The sequence below is a fragment of the Pseudomonas sp. PIC25 genome (genome assembly GCF_002286785.1).
In the GTDB taxonomy this organism is placed as follows: Bacteria; Pseudomonadota; Gammaproteobacteria; order Pseudomonadales; family Pseudomonadaceae; genus Pseudomonas_M.
This window is the reverse complement of the sequence record NZ_MUJY01000078.1, coordinates 30,110-47,456: the sequence shown is the minus strand read 5'-3', so window position 1 is coordinate 47,456 and position 17,347 is coordinate 30,110. Positions and strand designations below refer to the sequence as shown.

Sequence of the window (17,347 nt, the reverse complement as noted above, 5' to 3'; positions counted from 1 at the left end):
GGCGAGTTGGCTGCGCAACTGCTCCAGCTCGGCCTGCTGCTCGGCGCTAGGTGCTTCGATCTTTTCGGCCTTGCGGATCTGCGCCTTGAGCATGGCGGCATCGATCTTGGCCTTCTTCAATGCGGCATCGTCGGCCGACTTGGCGGGCGAAGCCGCTGTGCTGGGTGGTGGTGCGGCGGCGAGGGCGGCATCCAGGGCCTTCTGCGCCGCTTCGGCGGCGGCGCGCAGTTCGGCGACTTGGGCTTGCAGCTCCGGCGTGTCGTGGGTGGCCAGTTGTTTTTCGGCCTTTTTCAGGGCGACCTGGGCCATGCTGGCCTCGATCTTCAGTTTCTTCTGTTCGTCGCTGAGCCCGCCGGCTTTCTGCGCCGGGACGCCCGTGGCCGGGGCTTCCTGGCTGGGCACCGAGGCGCTTTCCGCCTGCAGGGCTTTGGCCCGTGCGGCTTTTTCGGCGCGCGCCTTGCGCTCGGCTTCCTTCTGTTCTTCGGCGCGGCGCAAGCGCTCCTGGCGCAGCTCGAAGCGCTGCTTGGAGTGTTCGGCCTTCTGCTGCTTCTGCTCCAGCTCGCGAATCTCGCCCTTGGCGGCGCGGTAGTACTGCACCAGCGGGATGTTCGATGGGCACACGTAGGCACAGGCGCCGCACTCGATGCAGTCGAACAGGTTGTAGGCCTTGAGCTGCTCGTGATCCTGACCTAGGGCAAAGAAGTGCAATTGCTGGGGCAACAGGCTGGCTGGGCAGGCTTCGGCGCATTCGCCGCAGCGGATGCACGGCAGCGCCGGAGGCGGCGGCGGCAGTTCGGTAGCCGTGCTGGCGAGCAGACAGTTGCTGGTCTTCACCAGCGGTACGTCCATGGATGGCAGAGTGAAGCCCATCATCGGCCCACCCATGATCAGGCGGTTGAGCTTCGACGAATCGAGACCGGCGAACGCCAGCAGCTCGCCCACCGGTGTGCCGATCAGCGCTTCCACGTTCATCGGCCGCGCCAGAGCCTCGCCGGTCAGCGTGGTAATCCGCGAAATCAGTGGTCGGCCGAGCAGGACGGCGTCATGGATGGCGACGCAGGTGCCGACGTTCTGGCAGAGCATGCCGATGTCCGCCGGCAGGCCGCCTGAGGGAACTTCCTTGCCGGTGAGGATCTGGATCAGTTGCTTCTCGCCGCCGGACGGGTACTTGGTCGGGAACACCCGCACGCTGAACGGCCGCTCGCCGATGGCTGCACGCACCGCCGCGATGGCCTCCGGCTTGTTGTCTTCGATGCCGATCAGCACCTCGGCGGGCTGGATCAGGTGGGCGAGAATCTCGATGCCGGCGATCAGTTCGGCAGCCTTCTCGCGCATCAGCAGGTCATCGGCGGTGATGTAGGGTTCGCACTCGGTGCCGTTGATGATCAGCGTGTGGATTTTCTGCTGTGGCCGCGCCGTCAGTTTCACCGCGGTGGGGAAGCCGGCGCCGCCGAGGCCGGCGATGCCCGCCTGGCGGATGCGCTCGAGCAGGGCCGAGGGTTCCAGGCTGCGGTAGTCGGCGCAGGGGGCCAACTCGACCCATTCGTCGAGGCCGTCGCTGTCGATGACAATGGCGGCGGCGGGCATGCCGGATACGTGCGGGTAGGGCTGCGGACCGATGAAGCTGACCACCCCGGAGGTCGGGGCATGCATCGGGGCGCTGACGAAGCTGCTCGCCTCGGCGATCTTCTGGCCCTTGAGGACTCGCTCGCCCAGCGCGACGCAGGGTTCGGCGGGGCTGCCGATGTGCTGGCCGAGCGGCAGGATCAGGCGCTTGGGCAAAGGAGCCGGCTGGATCGGCGTGCGGTTGGAGAGGGTCTTGCGTTCCGCCGGATGGATGCCGCCGTGGATATCCCAGACTTTCAACGACGTCATGCGGCCTGCTCCCGGTCGCTGGCGATCAGTTGTCCCGGGGCCAGCGGCAGGTCCCATTTCCAGCTTTGCACGTTACTGCCCACCTCGATCATGTCGATGCAATCCACCGGGCAGGGCTCCACGCAGAGGTCGCAGCCGGTGCACTCGGAGACGATCACCGTGTGCATCTGCCGTGCCGCGCCGACGATGGCGTCCACCGGGCAGGCCTGAATGCACTTGGTGCAGCCGATACACTCGGCTTCGCGGATGTAGGCCACGCGCGGCGGGACTTCTTCGGCCGCGTCCAGCGGTTCCGGCTCGACATCGAGCAGGTCGGCCAGGGCCTGGATGGTGGCCTCGCCGCCCGGTGGGCACTTGTTGATCTTGTCGCCGTTGGCGATGGCCTCGGCGTAGGGCTTGCAACCCGGATAGCCGCACTGGCCGCACTGGGTCTGCGGCAGCAAGGCGTTGATCTGTTCGGCGATGGGGTCGCCCTCGACGCGGAAGCGCACCGCGGCGAACCCGAGGATCGCCCCGCACACCAGGCACAGTGCGAGCAGGGCGAGGATGGCGACGACGACCAGGCTCATAGCTTGATCAACCCCGTGAAGCCCATGAAGGCCAGCGACATCAGGCCGGCGGTGACCATGCCGATGGCCGCGCCCTGGAACGACTTGGGCACATCGGCGATGGCGATGCGCTCGCGCATGGCGGCGAACAGCACCAGTACCAGGGAAAAGCCCAGGCCGGCGGCGAAACCGTTGGCGGTGGCGGTGATGAAGGTGAATTCGGCCTTGTTGGCGTTCAGCAGCGCGACGCCGAGCACGATGCAGTTGGTGGTGATCAGCGGCAGGAAGATGCCGAGCACGCGGTAGAGCAAGGGACTGGTCTTGTTCACCACCATCTCGGTGAACTGAACGACTACGGCGATGACCAGGATGAAGCTGATGGTACGCAGGAACTCCAGGTCCAGCGGCTTGAGCACGTACTGCTGTACCAGGTAGCTGCACATGGCCGCCAGCGTCAGTACGAAGGTGGTCGCCAGCGACAGGCCGATGGCCGTCTCGATTTTCTTCGAAACGCCCATGAACGGGCAGAGTCCAAGGAACTGAACCAGCACGAAGTTGTTGACCAATATGGCGCTAACCATGATCAGGGCGAGTTCGGTCATGCGTGGAGCACCGTCGCGGCTGGAAAGGCCTGAAAAAAGGGGCGCCTATTATCGGGAACTGCTTGGGTCGCTGCAATTGGAACTATGCTGCGACTAAATGACGCGAAAAGATTGTCCTACAGTCTGACTAGCTAAATCTTAGTTTTAATGGCATTTTGATATTGCCTATACCAGTGATGGTATGCCCGACCTGTCGGCGGGCCTGACCAGCGTGGACGGTGACAACGGCGCAATCAGCCTCCCATGGAGAAAGAGTGTGGCGTATCAACGGACGCGCGGTTTTACCCTCATCGAACTGATGGTGGTGGTCGCCATCATCGGTATTCTGGCTTCCATCGCCTGGCCCAGCTATCGGCAATATGTCATTCGCGGTAACCGGGTCGCGGCCCAGGCGCAGATGATGGACATTGCCAATCGGGAGAAGCAGTTCCTTCTCGCCAACCGGGCCTATGCCGACAAGACTGCGCTCGAGGCCAGCGGTTATCGCCTGCCGTCCGAAGTCAGTCGTAATTACGAGTATGCGATTTCCGTCGGCACCGGCACGGTGCCCTCGTTCACCATCACCTTCACTGCCATCGGCAGCCAGGCCAGCGACGGCAATCTCACCCTGAACAGCGAAGGGGTGAAGACGCCCGCGGATAAGTGGTGACGCCCATGAACGGTCGGCAAACGGGCGTCAGCCTCGTCGAGGTGCTGGTCACCATGGTGATCCTGGCCATCGGCCTGCTCGGGGTGATGGGGTTGCAGACCCGCCTGCAGCAATCCGAGATGGAAGCCTACCAGCGTTCGCAGGCGTTGCTCCTGCTCGACGACATGGCCAACCGGCTCGCCGCCAATCGCAACGCGGCGGCCAGCTATGTAACCGGCAGCGCCAACCCCCTCGGTGCGGGCATGACCTGTCCCACCGCCACGGCCACCCAGCATCAACGCGATGCCAAGGAGTGGTGCGAAGCCTTGCAGGGGGCCGCGGAGAGCAGCGGGACCAGCCGGGTCGGCGCGATGATCGGCGGGCGCGGTTGCGTGGAATCGCTCGGTAGCGGCCAGTACCTGATCACGGTGGCCTGGCAGGGGATGGCGCCGCTGAGCGCTCCGGTAGCCGGCACCACCTGCGGACGGAACCTCTACGACGGCGGCACTGGCAGCCAATGCACCGATGACCGCTGCCGACGCGTGGTCACCACCCTTGTCCGGATCGCCCCGCTATGAGCCCGTCGAATCGAGTGCAGCGTGGTTTCGGCCTGATCGAGCTGATGGTGGCCATGACTATCGCCCTGATCCTGACCGCCGCGATTCTGACGCTGTACCTGGACATGAGCCGTACCAATACGGAAATGGCCAAGACCAACACGCAAATGGAAAACGGCCGGCTGGCGATCAAGGTGCTGCGTGACGACCTGATGCATGCCGGCTTTTGGAATGGCTATATCCCCGAGTTCGACGACTTGGTTGCGACCGGTATCCCGGGCGACTATCCGACGGCCATTCCTGCGCCCTGCGCCGACTACGCTTCCTGGGACACGGCGCATCGCACCAACCTGATCGGCGTGCCTGTGCAACTCTATGCCAGCGTGCCGTCCGGCTGCACCGCGCAGCTTCCCGACAAGGTACCCAACAGCGACGTGCTGGTGGTCCGACATGTGCAAACCTGCGTGGCGGGCGTGGGCAACTGCGAGGCGGATACCGCCGGCAAGCTCTACTGGCAGACCTCCGGCTGCGAAGGCGAAAGCCGCTACCGGCTCGATACCACGGGCTTTTCCCTGCACAAGCGCGATTGCTCGACGCTGGCGGAGAAGCGCCAGTACGTCAACCACATCTATTACCTGCGCACCTATGCGGTGACGCCGGGCGACGGCATCCCGACCTTGATGCGCTCTCGCTTCGACCTGCAAGGCGGGGTACTCGTCCAGCAGGCGGCGGAGCCGTTGATCGAAGGGGTCGAGGCCATGCGCTTCGAGTTCGGCGTCGACAACCTCAGCGATTCCGGCGCGGCGGTGAACTACGCGGCGGCAATCGCTTGGGCGGATACCGAGAACAAGGTCTCCGCCACCAACCGGGGCGACGGCGCCGCCGACACTACGTGCCGCTCGGCCACCCCGTGCAGCCTCGCCCAACTGGTGGACACGGTGGTGGTCAAGGTCTATCTGCTGGTGCGCAACCTGCAATCCACTCCGGGCTACAGCAGCACCAAGACCTACTCGTTGGCGGGGGAAACCTTCGGTGCGTTCACCGATGGTTTCCAGCGCCACGTCTATTCCAGCACCGTCCGCCTGGTAAACGTCTCCGGCAGGAGGGAAACCCCATGAACGCCAAGGCACCCCCCAAGCAGCAAGGGATGGCGCTGATCATTGCGCTGATCATGTTGCTGCTGCTGACCCTGATGGTGTCGTCCGCCTTCACCCAGAGCACCACCAACCTGGAGGTGGTGGGCAACCAGCAGTGGCGCAGCGAAGCGCTGTCGGCTGCCGACGTGGCGATCGAGCAGGTGGTGGGCTCGGCGTTCACTACGGCGCCGGTGGCGCAGGCCGTCAATGTTGACCTGAACCGGGACGACCGGACGGACTACGTCGTGCAGGTGTCCCGGCCGGAATGCGTCCGGGCCAGCCTGGCGAGTGCCACGGCACCGAGCAGCCTGACCCTGGTGGGTATGTCCAACTCCACCTGGAACACCATCTGGGAGATGGTCGCGACGGTGGACGATCCAGCCAGCGGGGCTTCGGTACGAGTGCGCTCCGGCGTTCGCGTCTTGCTCTCCGACGCCCAGAAAAATGCGGTATGCCCCTGAATGGGCTCGATGAGGTGCGTGTTATGAGGTCGTACATTCGCATGGTGCTATTGGCCATGGCAGCCGGGTTATCCGGATTGTCGCAGGCGGAGGACATCGACCTGTTCCTGGGCACTCCGCCCAACGCGACGGGCGCGCCCAACGTGCTGATCATCCTCGACAACACGGCGAACTGGAGCACCCCGTTCGACAACGAGATCGCCGCGCTCGTCTCGGTGGTGGACGCCTTGCCGGCCGACAAGTTTCGCCTGGGACTGATGCTCTTCACCGAGAGCGGCGGCGCGAACGCGGGTAACGACGGTGCCTACCTGCGGGCGGCGATCCGGCCGCTGACCGCTGCCAACAAAGTGCTGATGCAGAACCTCGTGCGCAGCCTGGACAAGAACGCCGACAAATCCAACGGCGGCAAGATCAGCAAGGCCATGGAAGAGGCCTACCTGTACTTTTCCGGTGGCACGCCGCATGCCGGCAACAACAAGGCGAAGACGGACTTCACCGGCAACCGGGGCATCAGTAGCGCTTCCGACGCCATCTATGCCCTGAGCGGAAACGCACTGTCCAGCAAGACGGCCACCACCTATAACAACCCTATCGTGTCTGGCTGCGCCAAGAACTACGTCATCTACATCAGCAACGGTGCCGCCCAGGACAACTCCAGCGATATCGAGCAGGCGACGGCGGCGCTGGAGCGGCTGGGTGGCTCGACGACCACCATTCCGATTTCGCCCAGCGGCTCGCAGGGTAACGTCGCTGACGAGTGGGCGCGCTTCATGAAGAAGAGCCCCGAGGCGATCACCACCTACACCATCGACATCAATAAGGTCACCTCCGGCCAGGGGCCCGGCTGGACGGCGCTGCTGCAGAGCGTCGCCCGGGTCAGCAGTGGCAAATACTTCGACGTGGCCAGCAGCGGCTCGCAGATCGCCGATGCGCTGGCGACGATTTTTTCCGAGATTCAGTCGACCAACAGTGCCTTCGCCTCGGTGAGCCTGCCAGTCAGCGTCAATACCCAGGGCACCTACCTCAACCAGGTGTTCGTCGGCATGTTCCGTCCGGACGAGGATTCCTTTCCGCGTTGGTTCGGCAACCTGAAGCAGTACAAGCTCGGGCTGGTCAGCGGAGACCTGAGACTGCTGGACGCCGACAACAATCGGGCGATCAATGCCGAACGCGGATTCATCGCCGAGTGTGCGCGCAGTTTCTGGACGCCTACTGCGACGGACAATTACTGGTCGTTCAGCCCCCGAGGCGAATGCCTGGCCGTGGCGGGTTCGGATGCCTCCAACTACCCGGACGGCAACATCGTCGAGAAAGGCGCCCAGGCCTACATGCTGCGCCGCGACAGCTCCCGCACGGTCCATACCTGTTCTCCCACCTTCGGTTCCTGCACTGCGTTGACCTCGTTCAACACTGCCAATACCGCGATTACCCAAAGCCTGTTGGGCGTTGGCAGCGCGACCGAGCGTGACAACCTGATCAACTGGTCGCGGGGACAGGACCTGAAAGACGAGAACGGCAGGGATGGCACCGCCGAGGTACGGCCATCGGTGCACGGCGATGTGGTGCACTCGCGGCCGGTGGCGATCAACTACGGCACCGACAGTTCGCCCCGGGTGGTGGTGTTCTATGGTGGAAACGACGGGGCCCTGCGCGCGGTGAATGGCAATCGTGCGGCGAACTTCGGCAACTACCTTGCCGGGCAGGAGCTCTGGTCGTTCATACCGCCGGAATTCTACGGCTCGCTCAAGCGGCTGTACGACAACACTGTCACCATCAGCTACCCCGGGCACACCACCGGGACGCCAACGCCTCAGGCGAAATCCTATGGCATGGACGGACCCGTCGCGGCCTACAAGGACGGCAATACCGCCTGGATCTACGCCACCATGCGCCGCGGTGGACGGGCGCTGTACGCGTTCAACGTGAGCAACCCCGATTCGCCTTCGCTCAAGTGGAAGAGGGGTTGCCCCTCCAACTTCCCAGCCTCCGGCACGGTCAGCGATACGGGCTGCTCCACCGGTTTCAGCGGAATCGGCCAGACCTGGTCCACACCGAAACTCTTCAAGGCCGCCGGTTATGGTGCGGGCACGGCGCCGATCCTGATGCTGGGCGGCGGCTACGACACCTGCGAGGATGCCGACCCCAACACCTGCACCAGCTCGACCAAGGGCAACAAGATCTACGTGATGGACGCCGATACCGGTGAGCTGCTCAGGACCTTCGACACCGAGCGCAGCGTGGTGGCGGACATGACCATCGTGCCCGGCAGCAATGGCCTGGCGCTCTATGCCTACACCGCCGATTTGGGCGGCAATGTCTATCGCATTACCATGGGGACGAACGCGCCGGCCAACTGGACCATCACCCGTATCGCCGCACTGGGTTGCGGTAGCGGGGCGAGCTGCACGGCCAACCGCAAGTTCATGTTCGCTCCGGATGTGGTGGCGGATACCTCGGGCTATATCCTGCTGCTTGGCTCGGGGGATCGCGAGAAGCCGGTGTCCAACTACACCAGCGCGACCAGCGTCACCAATTACTTCTTCATGCTGAAAGATCGTCCGGGCGATGCCAGTTGGCTCACCAGCGAGGCCACCAACTGCGGTGCCTCGCGCCTGTGCCTGAATTCCCTCCTGGCCATCAGCGGCAGTGCCACCCCGACGAACACCCAGTTGTCGCAGAAGAAGGGCTGGTACCTGGCGCTGAGCCCCACCGAGCAGGTGGTCACCTCGGCCATCACCGTGTTCGGCCAGGTGACCTTCAGCACCCACCAGCCCTCGGTACCTACCTCCGGGGTCTGTGCCAGCTTGGGCGAAGCGCGGGTCTACAACGTCAACTACCTCACCGCCGAAGGCGTGGATGGCCAGCGTTATCTGGATCTTGCTGGGGACGGGCTGCCGCCGTCGCCAGTGGCGGGCATGGTGACCCTGGACGATGGGACCACGCGGCCGTTCATCATCGGCGCCAATCCGGAATCGGCGCTGGAGGGTAGCCCCGACGTCAAGCAGCTCTCGGTCATACAGCCGACGGCGCGGGTCTACTGGAACGTCGAGGAATGAGGAAAAGCGCCATGGGCACGCACCAGCCTGCGATCCGAGTCGCGAATTGCCGGGGCTTCACCCTCGTCGAACTGCTGGTGGCAATGGCGGTGTTGGCCATCCTGGCGGGCATCGCCGTGCCGGCGTTCGACAGTTTCGTCCTGAGCAACCGCCTGCGCACCTACAGCAACAGCCTTGTCGTGAGTGCCCAACTGGCCAAGAGCGAAGCCATGAAGCGCAGAACCACCGTCACCCTGTGCAAATCCGCCAACGGCACCAGTTGCACCACCAGCGGCGGTTGGGAACAGGGCTGGATCGTCCTCGCCGGCACTACCGTCATCCGTCGCGAACAATCGGCTGCGTCCGGCTATCTGCTGTCCTCCACCACCAATAGCCTCACCTTCCAACCCAGCGGCTTCGGCTCCACTCAGGCAACCATCACCGTATGCCGCTCGTCGCCAACGGGAAGCCAGGAGCGCGTGGTCACCGTCTCGGCGACCGGCCGGACGACTGTCGCCAAGACGAGTGCGGGGAGTTGTTCGTGATCGAATCAGTACACCAGGCAGGCGGCGTTGACGATACCGACGCACAGGGCGCAGCCGCCCAGGAATATTCCGTGGGCGACCTTGCCTTCGACGATTCCCTGCTTCAGTTCCGGTATCAGGCGCGCACTGCCGAGGAAGACGAGCCCCTGCACCAGCATGGCGATGCCGCCCCAGACCAGCATGTCGCGCAGGCTGGCACTATGGGCGATGCTGCTGGCCAGTGGTAGCACGAAGCCCAGGGCGGTCCCCAGCAGAGCGCAGGCAGCGGCGGCGTTACCTTGGCGGATCAGTTCCAGTTCATGGTAGGGCGTCAGCCGGATGTAAAGGCCGATGAACAGGCAGAACAGCGCCAGTGCGCTGGACAGGTAGAGGAAAAAGTTCGGTAGGGTCTGAAGCAGGGTCATGGCGGCGTTCCTTGTCAACGCGATGTGCGGTCATTCGATAAAGAAGTGCGGGATGAAGCGGCTGCTGTCCCGAGTGATCAGGCTGGAGTCCTCACGGATACCGATCCCGGCGGCGGCATCGCCGACGACCCAACTGCCGATTACGGTGTGACTGTCGCCGAAACGCGGGAGCGGAGCGAAGGCCTGGTAGATGCTGGCTTCTTCCCGGTAGGGCCCGTCGCTCCGTTCGTCGATGCCTGGGGCAACAATCTGGATGTTGCTGCCTTCCCGTGAGTAGAGCGGCTTTCGCACATAGGCGCCGTACAGGTTATCGGTGAAGCTGGCGGGTAGCAGATTCGGATGCTCGGGGAACAACTGCCAGAGGATCGGCAGGATCGCCTTGCATGACAGCAGCAGCTTCCAGGCTGGCTCGAGGAAGCGGATCTCGCTGGCCGCGATATGCCGGCCGAACTCTTCCTCGATCAACCATTCCCACGGGTAAAGCTTGAAACAGTGCTCGATGGGATGATCGTTTTCATCGACGAAACGCTGCTGCAGGGCGCTGAAGCCGACTCGTTCGATGGGGAGGTAGCGTGTTGTCAGACCGGCCTGGTGCGCGGTATCCAGCAGGTAGAGCAGGTTGCCGGTATCCTCTTCATGGCCTTGCAAGGCGGTGAAGTACATCGGCTGGCGCGGTGCGATCTGCCGCCAGCGCGCGATCAGCTTTTCATGCAGCGAGTTGAACTGGTCGGCGTCCGGTTGGCAATCCTGTAGCCAATACCACTGGATTACGCTGGCTTCGAGCAGGCCGGTTGGTGTATCGGCGTTGTACTCCAGCAGCTTGGGCTCGCCGCTGCCGTTCCAGGAAAAATCGAAACGTCCGTACAGGCTTGGCTCCTTGCGGCGCCAGGAGCGTTGAACCAGTTGGATCGCGCTGGGCGAAAGGCCGAAGGGCGCGAAGTGCTCTTCTCGGATGATCCAGTCGATGGCCTCCAGGCAGCGCTGGTGGACGTCTTCGGTAACGGCTTCCAGATGTTCGATCTGCGCCAGTGTGAAGCGATAGGCCTTGGTTTCGTCCCAGTAGCGTCCATCGATGCTGTGGAAGGTGAAACCCAGGGACTCACACTGTTCGCGCCAGTGCGGCCGTGGTTGGCTGGGCAGGCATCGCATCAGCCGCCTCCGGAAAAGCGTGCGCCGGAACTGCCGAAGCCGCTGCGCTTGACCATCTCACGGAAGGCTACACGCTGCTGCTGCGGTGTAGTCGGCCGGCTTCCCTCTTCGTAAGTGGGGCCGCGGTAGAAGCCGCCACCAGAACCCCCCGCTGTACCAGAGCCGCTGCTCGCCTCGCAGTTGGCTGGATTCTGGTTCCAGTCGGCGAGGCAATCCTCTTGGCTGGCGTAATTGTCGCGGTAAACCGCGTTGTGGTGGAGCAGAGCCGTGAGCACGCCGCCTGTCAGCAACGTGTTGATGACCAGAGTGGATTTCTTCATGACGAAGTGTCGTCCTTGGCGTCGGTGTCCATGCGCGACGGAGCGCCAGCCGTTCAAATCAAGGCTCGGGCTCGAAGAGTCGCCCCGGCCCGCCTAGGCCGGGGAATCTACTGCAGGAGAAGGGCGTGTTTCGGTGTGTTACTTCACACGCTGCCCCGGCTTGGCGCCGCTGTCCGGGCTGAGCAGGTAGATTTCTTCGCCGCCGGGGCCGGCGGCGAGGACCATGCCTTCGGATACGCCGAACTTCATCTTGCGCGCGGCGAGGTTGGCGACGTAGAGGGTCAGGCGGCCCTCCAGCTTGCTCGGGTCGGGGTAGGCGCTCTTGATGCCGGAGAAGACGTTGCGTTTTTCGTCGCCGATGTCCAGCGACAGGCGCAGCAGCTTGTCGGCGCCCTCGACGAATTCGGCCTTCTCGATCAGAGCGATGCGCAGGTCGACTGCGGCGAAGGTGTCGAAGGTGATTTCAGCGGCCAGCGGGTCTTTCGCCAATTCGCCGTTCCCAGCGGGTTTGGCGGTGGCTTCGGTGGCGGCGAGGTCTTCTTTGGAGGCTTCGATCATGGCGTCGATTTTCGCGGGCTCGATACGGGTCATCAGGGGGGTGAAGGCATTCAGCTGGTGGTTGGCCAGCAGGATCGCATGGTCGTCCCAGCGCAGCGGGGCGACGTTGAGGAAGGCTTCCGCGGCCTCCGCCAGTTTCGGCAACACGGGCTTGAGGAAGATCACCAACTGGCGGAACAGGTTGACGCCAAGGGCGCAGATTTCCTGCACCTCGGCCTGCTTGCCGTCCTGCTTGGCCAGGGCCCAAGGCGCCTTGTCGGCGATCCAGGCGTTGGCGCGGTCGGCCAGGGCCATGATCTCGCGCATGGCGCGAGAGAAATCGCGGGCCTCATAGGCTTCGGCAATGCTCGGTGCTGCGGCGAGGAAAGCGTCGGTCAGCTCGGGTGCGACGTTGCCGCCCACCAGCACACCGGCGTTGCCTTTGTGAATGAACCCGGCGCAGCGGCTGGCGATGTTGACCACCTTGCCCACCAGGTCCGAGTTGACCTTCTGCACGAAGTCTTCGAGGTTGAGGTCGAGGTCGTCCACGCCGCGGCCGAGCTTGGCCGCGTAGTAATAGCGCAGGTACTCGGGATTCAGGTGGTCCAGGTAGGTGCGCGCCTTGATGAAAGTGCCGCGCGACTTGGACATCTTCTGCCCGTTGACGGTCAGGTAGCCGTGCACGTTCACGCCGGTCGGCTTGCGGTAGCCGGCGCCTTCGAGCATGGCCGGCCAGAACAGCGCGTGGAAGTTGACGATGTCCTTGCCGATGAAATGGTACAGCTCGGCGCTGGAGTCCTTACCCCAGAAGGCATCGAAGTCCAGATCAGGCGTGCGGTCGCAGAGGTTCTTGAAGCTGGCCATGTAGCCGATCGGCGCGTCCAGCCAGACGTAGAAGTATTTGCCCGGCTCGCCGGGAATCTCGAAGCCGAAGTAGGGGGCGTCGCGGCTGATGTCCCATTCCTGCAGGCCGCTGTCGAGCCATTCGGCGATCTTGTTCGCCACCGCGTCCTGCAGGGTGCCGCTGCGGGTCCAGCTTTTCAGCATGGCCTCGAAATCCGGCAGCTTGAAGAAGAAGTGCTGGGATTCCTTCAACACCGGCGTGGCGCCGGAGATCGCGGACTTGGGATTCTTCAGCTCGGTGGGGGCGTAGGTAGCGCCGCATTTCTCGCAGTTGTCGCCGTACTGGTCCTCGGCGCCACATTTCGGGCAGGTGCCCTTGATGAAGCGATCGGCGAGGAACATGCCCTTCTCGGGGTCGAAATACTGGGTCACGGCACGGGTGGCGATATGGCCGGCGTCGCGCAGCTTCAGGTAGATGGCGCTCGACAGCTCGCGGTTCTCATCCGAATGAGTGGAATGGTAGTTGTCGAAGCCAACCAGGAAGTCGGCGAAGTCGGCGGTGTGCTCGGCCTTGACGTTGGCGATCAGTTGCTCCGGGGTGATGCCTTCCTTTTCGGCGCGCAGCATGATCGCGGAGCCGTGGGCGTCATCGGCGCAGACATAGATGCACTGGTTGCCGCGCAGCTTCTGGAAGCGCACCCACATGTCGGTCTGGATGTATTCCAGCATGTGACCCAGGTGGATCGAACCGTTGGCGTAGGGCAGGGCGCTGGTGACGAGAATCTTGCGGGCTTCGGACATGGTGATCGGCTGCACTGGTAACACGAGGGAAGTCCGCAACTATAAAGGAAGCTGCAAGTATCAAGCTACCAGCGACAGGAAAGAGCAAAACCTGCAGGTCGGAACGCTTGAGCTCGCAGGGGGCGGCCACTCACCTTGTAGCTTTCGGGTAGGATAACCGCCTGTTTCGCTCAACCTTCCGGAGTCAGCCATGAGTTCTGTCACTCGCGAGGCGGTGGAAGCCGCACTGCGCCAGTACATCGACCCGCATCTCAACCAGGACCCCGTCAGCGCCGGCTGCCTGCGGGGGATCGATATCCAGGGCGACCGCGTTTCCGTGCGGCTGGAGCTGGGCTATGCCGCCGGTCTGTTCAAGAACGGCCTTGCCCAATTGCTGCAGATGGCCCTGGAAAACCTCGATGGCGTGAGCCGGGCCGATGTCCAGGTGGATTGCGTGATCGCCCCGCACAAGGCGCAGGCTCAGGTGCCGGCGTTGGCCAATGTGAAGAACGTGATCGCCGTGGCTTCCGGCAAGGGCGGCGTGGGCAAGTCCACCACCGCCGCCAACCTGGCCCTGGCCCTGGCCCGTGAAGGCGCCCGTGTCGGCGTGCTGGATGCGGATATCTATGGGCCCAGCCAGGGCATCATGTTCGGTATTCCGGAGGGCACCCGTCCGCAGGTGAAGGATCAGAAGTGGTTCGTACCCCTGGAGGCCCATGGCGTGCAGGTCATGTCCATGGCCTTCCTCACCGACGACAACACCCCCATGGTCTGGCGCGGGCCGATGGTTTCCGGCGCGCTGATCCAGCTGATCACCCAAACCGCCTGGGACAATCTCGATTACCTGGTAGTGGACATGCCGCCCGGCACCGGCGACATCCAGCTGACCCTGGCGCAAAAAGTGCCGGTGGCCGGCGCTGTGATCGTCACCACGCCGCAGGATTTGGCGCTGCTCGATGCCAAGAAGGGCGTGGAGATGTTCCGCAAGGTCAACATCCCGGTTCTCGGGGTGGTGGAGAACATGGCCATCCACATCTGCTCCAACTGCGGCCATGCCGAGCACCTGTTCGGCGAAGGCGGAGGCGAGAAGCTGGCCGCGCAATACGGCGTCGAACTGTTGGCGTCGCTGCCGCTGTCCATGGCAATCCGCATGCAGGCCGACGCCGGCAAGCCGACCGCCATTGCCGATCCGGAAAGCCAGATCGCCATGATCTACCAGGCCATGGCCCGTAGCGTCGGCGCGCGCATCGCCCAGAGCGAACAGGCGGCGCCTGCGATGCCGAACATCGTGATTTCCGACGACTGAGTCCTGCCCCTGACCCGTGCGGAGCGCCGTTGTCGCGGTGTTTCGCCGGGCCGTCCCGTGCTTTTCCTGGCGATCCCAGCCGGCCCTCACGAATGAATTTCCACCCGGAGAAAGCTCGTAGGGGTGAATTTATTCGCCCCGTGAAGGTGGTTGGGCGAACGAATTCGGCTTAACAACAGGCTCTGCTCACTGAAAGGCTTCGCCAGCAGAGCTGGCTTCCTACGAAGGCCGTCACGCTTCCGCCCCCTGGCTGCCTTGCGAACTCATCCCGAACGCTCTGGTCGGTATTTTTCAGAGCCCTTGCGTCGACCACGGGTGACCGGGGCGTTATCCATAGCTGAACGACCGCAGCGGAAACAGGAGCTGATGCATGGCCAATACCTCGACCGCCGTGATCTGCGGCGCCAGCGCGGGTGTCGGCCGCGCCGCCGCCCATGCCTTTGCCCGCGCCGGTTACCGCGTGGGGCTGATCGCCCGCAGCGAGAAGGGCCTGGCCGATACCGAGGAGGAACTGCGCAAGGCCGGTGCCGCGGCCTTGGCGATTGTCGCCGATGTGGCCGACGCCGAGGCGCTGGAGCGGGCCGCGGAGCGCTTCGAGGCGGAACTGGGGCCGATCGAGGTCTGGGTCAATTCGGCGATGGTCACCGTGTATGCCCCGGTCAGCCAGATGACTGCGGACGAGTATCGGCGGGTCACCGAGGTCACCTATCTGGGCTTCGTGTACGGCACGCTGGCAGCCTTGCGGCACATGCGTCCGCGCGACCGCGGCACCATCATCCAGGTCGGATCGGCGCTGTCTTACCGCGCGATTCCGCTGCAATCGGCCTACTGCGCCGCCAAGTTTGCCATCCGCGGGTTCACCGACGCGCTGCGCTGCGAGCTGATCCATGACAAGAGCCATGTCCGCCTCACCATGGTGCAATTGCCGGCGCACAACACGCCGCAATTCGACTGGGCGCGCAGCCGGATCGCCAAGCGGCCGCAGCCGGTTCCGCCCATCCATACGCCGGAAGTCGCCGCCCGCGCGATCCTGCGGGCGGCCGTCGATGCACCGCGGGAACTCTGGCTGGGCAAGGCCACCATCCAGGCGATCATCGGCAGCCAGCTGATTCCCGGCACCCTGGACCGGATGATGGCCACACAGGCCTACAACGGCCAGTTCAGCCAGGAAGACGCCGAGCCCGGACGCCCCGACAACCTGTTCGACCCGGTCGACGGACTTCACCGCACCGCCGGCCGCTTCGGCGACCAGGCGCTGGACAAGGCGCTGTGTCTGAGTTCGGAAACGGTGGGCAAGTTGATCGCTGCCGGCATTGCCGGTGTGGCGCTGGTGGTCGCGTTGATTCTGCTGGCGCTGGGGTGAGCCGGGGTTTGTCGCGCCGGTCGGCCGATCCCCTTTGAACCGCATCGCCGGCCCCGGTAAGATGCGCGCTTGCTTTTTACCCGCCAGCTGACTCAGGACGCCCGCCATGAGCATTAAATCGGACAAGTGGATTCGCCGCATGGCCCAGGAACACGGCATGATCGAGCCTTTCGTCGAGCGCCAGGTGCGCACCGAAGGCAACGAGCGGCTGATCTCCTACGGCGTGTCCAGCTACGGTTACGACGTGCGTTGCGCCGATGAATTCAAGGTCTTCACCAACATCAACTCGGCCACCGTGGACCCGAAGAACTTCGATGAGAAGAGCTTCGTCGACGTGAAGAGCGACGTCTGCATCATCCCGCCGAACTCCTTCGCCCTGGCGCGTACCGTCGAGTACTTCCGCATCCCGCGCAACGTCCTGACCATCTGCCTCGGCAAGAGCACCTATGCCCGTTGCGGCATCATCGTCAACGTCACACCGCTGGAGCCTGAGTGGGAAGGGCACGTGACCCTGGAGTTCTCCAACACCACCACGCTGCCGGCGAAGATCTACGCCAACGAGGGCGTGGCGCAGATGCTGTTCCTCGAATCCGACGAAGCCTGCGAAGTGTCGTACCGGGATCGGGGCGGTAAGTACCAAGGCCAGACCGGCGTTACCCTGCCGAAGACCTGAGAGCTGTTTTGCGCTGATGAGAGCCGGGCCGATGCCCGGCTCTTTCGTTTAGGGTCACAGTGCGACGGCCGACGATGCGACGGAATTCCTTGCCGTCCCCGGACTCTATCCTCTGACAGGCCGGCCGAGAGAGCGGGGCGTCATGGGACGATCCCCGGGGTGCCGGAGCCGGCCGCGTACCATTGGAGGTCTGCCATGATCAACGCGCCATGTATTTCTCCTGCCGAGCTGCCTTGGGGCGGTCTGCCGGTGGAGTTTCCCTTCGCCGGGATGACCCTGCCCGTCGAAGACTTCAGTGACTTTCTGTGGGCCGGCGGCATTCCCGGCCAGCCGGGCCCGGACACTCCCGAGCCGCCACCTCAGCAACCGCAGCCGGGAGAGCCGGGCGAGCCCACGGTTCCGGACCAGCCGCCGCCCGCCCCGGTGGCCTGAGTGTGACGGCTCGCGGGACCGTAAACAGGTTCTGAAGACAACGACTCCGCCCGGACACCCCGGGCGGCATTCACGAACGGAAGATGCAAGCCAGGTCTCAGGCAAGGCATCCTGTCGGGGTCGATAATGCTCCGGCAAACCCATTTCGGTAAG

The 17,347-nt window shown here is 64.0% G+C and carries 17 protein-coding genes; 10 read left to right on the top strand and 7 right to left on the bottom strand.

Annotated elements, in window-relative coordinates:
• The 3 genes from rsxC to rsxA all read right to left on the bottom strand — a co-directional run.
• Positions 1-1,875 (bottom strand): electron transport complex subunit RsxC (gene rsxC, locus BZL41_RS09665; protein WP_095599095.1); only part of this gene is annotated, 1,875 nt, incomplete at its 3' end.
• Positions 1,872-2,444 (bottom strand): electron transport complex subunit RsxB, encoded by a 573-nt coding sequence (gene rsxB / locus BZL41_RS09660; RefSeq protein WP_095599094.1) that lies wholly within the window; start codon positions 2,442-2,444, stop codon positions 1,872-1,874. The genes rsxC and rsxB, both read right to left, overlap by 4 nt.
• A complete protein-coding gene (gene rsxA, locus BZL41_RS09655; protein ID WP_084338229.1) occupies positions 2,441-3,025 on the bottom strand; it encodes an electron transport complex subunit RsxA in 585 nt (194 codons plus the stop codon). The genes rsxB and rsxA overlap by 4 nt, the downstream gene beginning before the upstream one ends.
• Before the next feature lie 181 nt (positions 3,026-3,206).
• Between rsxA and BZL41_RS09650 the strand changes: the two genes are divergently transcribed.
• The 6 genes from BZL41_RS09650 to BZL41_RS09625 are packed head-to-tail and all read left to right on the top strand — an operon-like array spanning position 3,207 to position 9,387.
• Positions 3,207-3,674, top strand: a complete 468-nt coding sequence (locus BZL41_RS09650) for a type IV pilin protein (RefSeq protein ID WP_095599093.1) — start codon at positions 3,207-3,209, stop codon at positions 3,672-3,674.
• Between the two features lie 5 nt (positions 3,675-3,679).
• A complete protein-coding gene (gene pilV / locus BZL41_RS09645) occupies positions 3,680-4,231 on the top strand; it encodes a type IV pilus modification protein PilV (protein ID WP_095599092.1) in 552 nt (183 codons plus the stop codon).
• Positions 4,228-5,328 carry a PilW family protein gene (locus tag BZL41_RS09640; protein ID WP_095599091.1) on the top strand — a complete coding sequence of 367 codons (1,101 nt, stop codon included), beginning with the start codon at positions 4,228-4,230 and terminating at the stop codon, positions 5,326-5,328. The genes pilV and BZL41_RS09640 overlap by 4 nt, the downstream gene beginning before the upstream one ends.
• Positions 5,325-5,807: a PilX N-terminal domain-containing pilus assembly protein gene (locus tag BZL41_RS09635; protein ID WP_095599090.1), complete on the top strand. Its 483-nt coding sequence runs from the start codon at positions 5,325-5,327 to the stop codon at positions 5,805-5,807. Before BZL41_RS09640 ends, BZL41_RS09635 begins: the two co-directional genes overlap by 4 nt.
• Positions 5,808-5,830: 23 nt before the next feature.
• Positions 5,831-8,863, top strand: coding sequence for a pilus assembly protein (locus BZL41_RS09630; protein ID WP_095599097.1), 3,033 nt, complete (start codon positions 5,831-5,833; stop codon positions 8,861-8,863).
• Positions 8,864-8,874: 11 nt separating this feature from the next.
• Entirely contained in the window at positions 8,875-9,387 is a 513-nt protein-coding gene (locus BZL41_RS09625; RefSeq protein WP_095599089.1) for a GspH/FimT family pseudopilin, read from the top strand.
• Positions 9,388-9,392: 5 nt separating this feature from the next.
• On the opposite strand, the gene BZL41_RS09620 is transcribed toward BZL41_RS09625, so the two are convergent.
• The 4 genes from BZL41_RS09620 to metG form a co-directional block, all read right to left on the bottom strand.
• A complete protein-coding gene (locus tag BZL41_RS09620; protein ID WP_095599088.1) occupies positions 9,393-9,791 on the bottom strand; it encodes a DUF350 domain-containing protein in 399 nt (132 codons plus the stop codon).
• Between the two features lie 30 nt (positions 9,792-9,821).
• The gene (locus BZL41_RS09615) at positions 9,822-10,940 is read right to left on the bottom strand and encodes a glutathionylspermidine synthase family protein (RefSeq protein WP_095599087.1); all 1,119 of its coding nucleotides are present in this window, start codon (positions 10,938-10,940) and stop codon (positions 9,822-9,824) included.
• Positions 10,940-11,260 (bottom strand): hypothetical protein, encoded by a 321-nt coding sequence (locus BZL41_RS09610; protein WP_095599086.1) that lies wholly within the window; start codon positions 11,258-11,260, stop codon positions 10,940-10,942. Before BZL41_RS09610 ends, BZL41_RS09615 begins: the two co-directional genes overlap by 1 nt.
• A gap of 138 nt (positions 11,261-11,398) precedes the next feature.
• Entirely contained in the window at positions 11,399-13,441 is a 2,043-nt protein-coding gene (gene metG / locus BZL41_RS09605) for a methionine--tRNA ligase (protein ID WP_095599096.1), read from the bottom strand.
• Positions 13,442-13,631: 190 nt separating this feature from the next.
• Between metG and apbC the strand changes: the two genes are divergently transcribed.
• From apbC to BZL41_RS09585, 4 genes are all read left to right on the top strand, one after another.
• Complete coding sequence (gene apbC / locus BZL41_RS09600) at positions 13,632-14,726, top strand: iron-sulfur cluster carrier protein ApbC (protein ID WP_095599085.1); 1,095 nt, start codon at positions 13,632-13,634, stop codon at positions 14,724-14,726.
• Between the two features lie 370 nt (positions 14,727-15,096).
• Positions 15,097-16,089, top strand: a complete 993-nt coding sequence (locus BZL41_RS09595; RefSeq protein WP_095599084.1) for an SDR family oxidoreductase — start codon at positions 15,097-15,099, stop codon at positions 16,087-16,089.
• Between the two features lie 106 nt (positions 16,090-16,195).
• A complete protein-coding gene (gene dcd / locus BZL41_RS09590; RefSeq protein WP_084338211.1) occupies positions 16,196-16,762 on the top strand; it encodes a dCTP deaminase in 567 nt (188 codons plus the stop codon).
• Between the two features lie 195 nt (positions 16,763-16,957).
• The gene (locus BZL41_RS09585) at positions 16,958-17,194 is read left to right on the top strand and encodes a hypothetical protein (RefSeq protein WP_095599083.1); all 237 of its coding nucleotides are present in this window, start codon (positions 16,958-16,960) and stop codon (positions 17,192-17,194) included.
• Positions 17,195-17,347 lie beyond the last annotated feature (153 nt).

Bases quoted from the DNA above. Each gene is read 5' to 3' on its own strand.
- BZL41_RS09585 (WP_095599083.1), top strand. From the start codon at position 16,958: ATGATCAACGCGCCATGTATTTCTCCTGCCGAGCTGCCTTGGGGCGGT.
- pilV (WP_095599092.1), top strand. From the start codon at position 3,680: ATGAACGGTCGGCAAACGGGCGTCAGCCTCGTCGAGGTGCTGGTCACC.
- rsxB (WP_095599094.1), bottom strand. From the start codon at position 2,444: ATGAGCCTGGTCGTCGTCGCCATCCTCGCCCTGCTCGCACTGTGCCTG.
- rsxA (WP_084338229.1), bottom strand. From the start codon at position 3,025: ATGACCGAACTCGCCCTGATCATGGTTAGCGCCATATTGGTCAACAAC.
- BZL41_RS09615 (WP_095599087.1), bottom strand. From the start codon at position 10,940: ATGCGATGCCTGCCCAGCCAACCACGGCCGCACTGGCGCGAACAGTGT.
- BZL41_RS09650 (WP_095599093.1), top strand. From the start codon at position 3,207: ATGCCCGACCTGTCGGCGGGCCTGACCAGCGTGGACGGTGACAACGGC.
- BZL41_RS09620 (WP_095599088.1), bottom strand. From the start codon at position 9,791: ATGACCCTGCTTCAGACCCTACCGAACTTTTTCCTCTACCTGTCCAGC.
- apbC (WP_095599085.1), top strand. From the start codon at position 13,632: ATGAGTTCTGTCACTCGCGAGGCGGTGGAAGCCGCACTGCGCCAGTAC.
- BZL41_RS09640 (WP_095599091.1), top strand. From the start codon at position 4,228: ATGAGCCCGTCGAATCGAGTGCAGCGTGGTTTCGGCCTGATCGAGCTG.
- BZL41_RS09630 (WP_095599097.1), top strand. From the start codon at position 5,831: ATGAGGTCGTACATTCGCATGGTGCTATTGGCCATGGCAGCCGGGTTA.
- metG (WP_095599096.1), bottom strand. From the start codon at position 13,441: ATGTCCGAAGCCCGCAAGATTCTCGTCACCAGCGCCCTGCCCTACGCC.
- dcd (WP_084338211.1), top strand. From the start codon at position 16,196: ATGAGCATTAAATCGGACAAGTGGATTCGCCGCATGGCCCAGGAACAC.
- BZL41_RS09610 (WP_095599086.1), bottom strand. From the start codon at position 11,260: ATGAAGAAATCCACTCTGGTCATCAACACGTTGCTGACAGGCGGCGTG.
- BZL41_RS09625 (WP_095599089.1), top strand. From the start codon at position 8,875: ATGGGCACGCACCAGCCTGCGATCCGAGTCGCGAATTGCCGGGGCTTC.
- BZL41_RS09595 (WP_095599084.1), top strand. From the start codon at position 15,097: ATGGCCAATACCTCGACCGCCGTGATCTGCGGCGCCAGCGCGGGTGTC.
- BZL41_RS09635 (WP_095599090.1), top strand. From the start codon at position 5,325: ATGAACGCCAAGGCACCCCCCAAGCAGCAAGGGATGGCGCTGATCATT.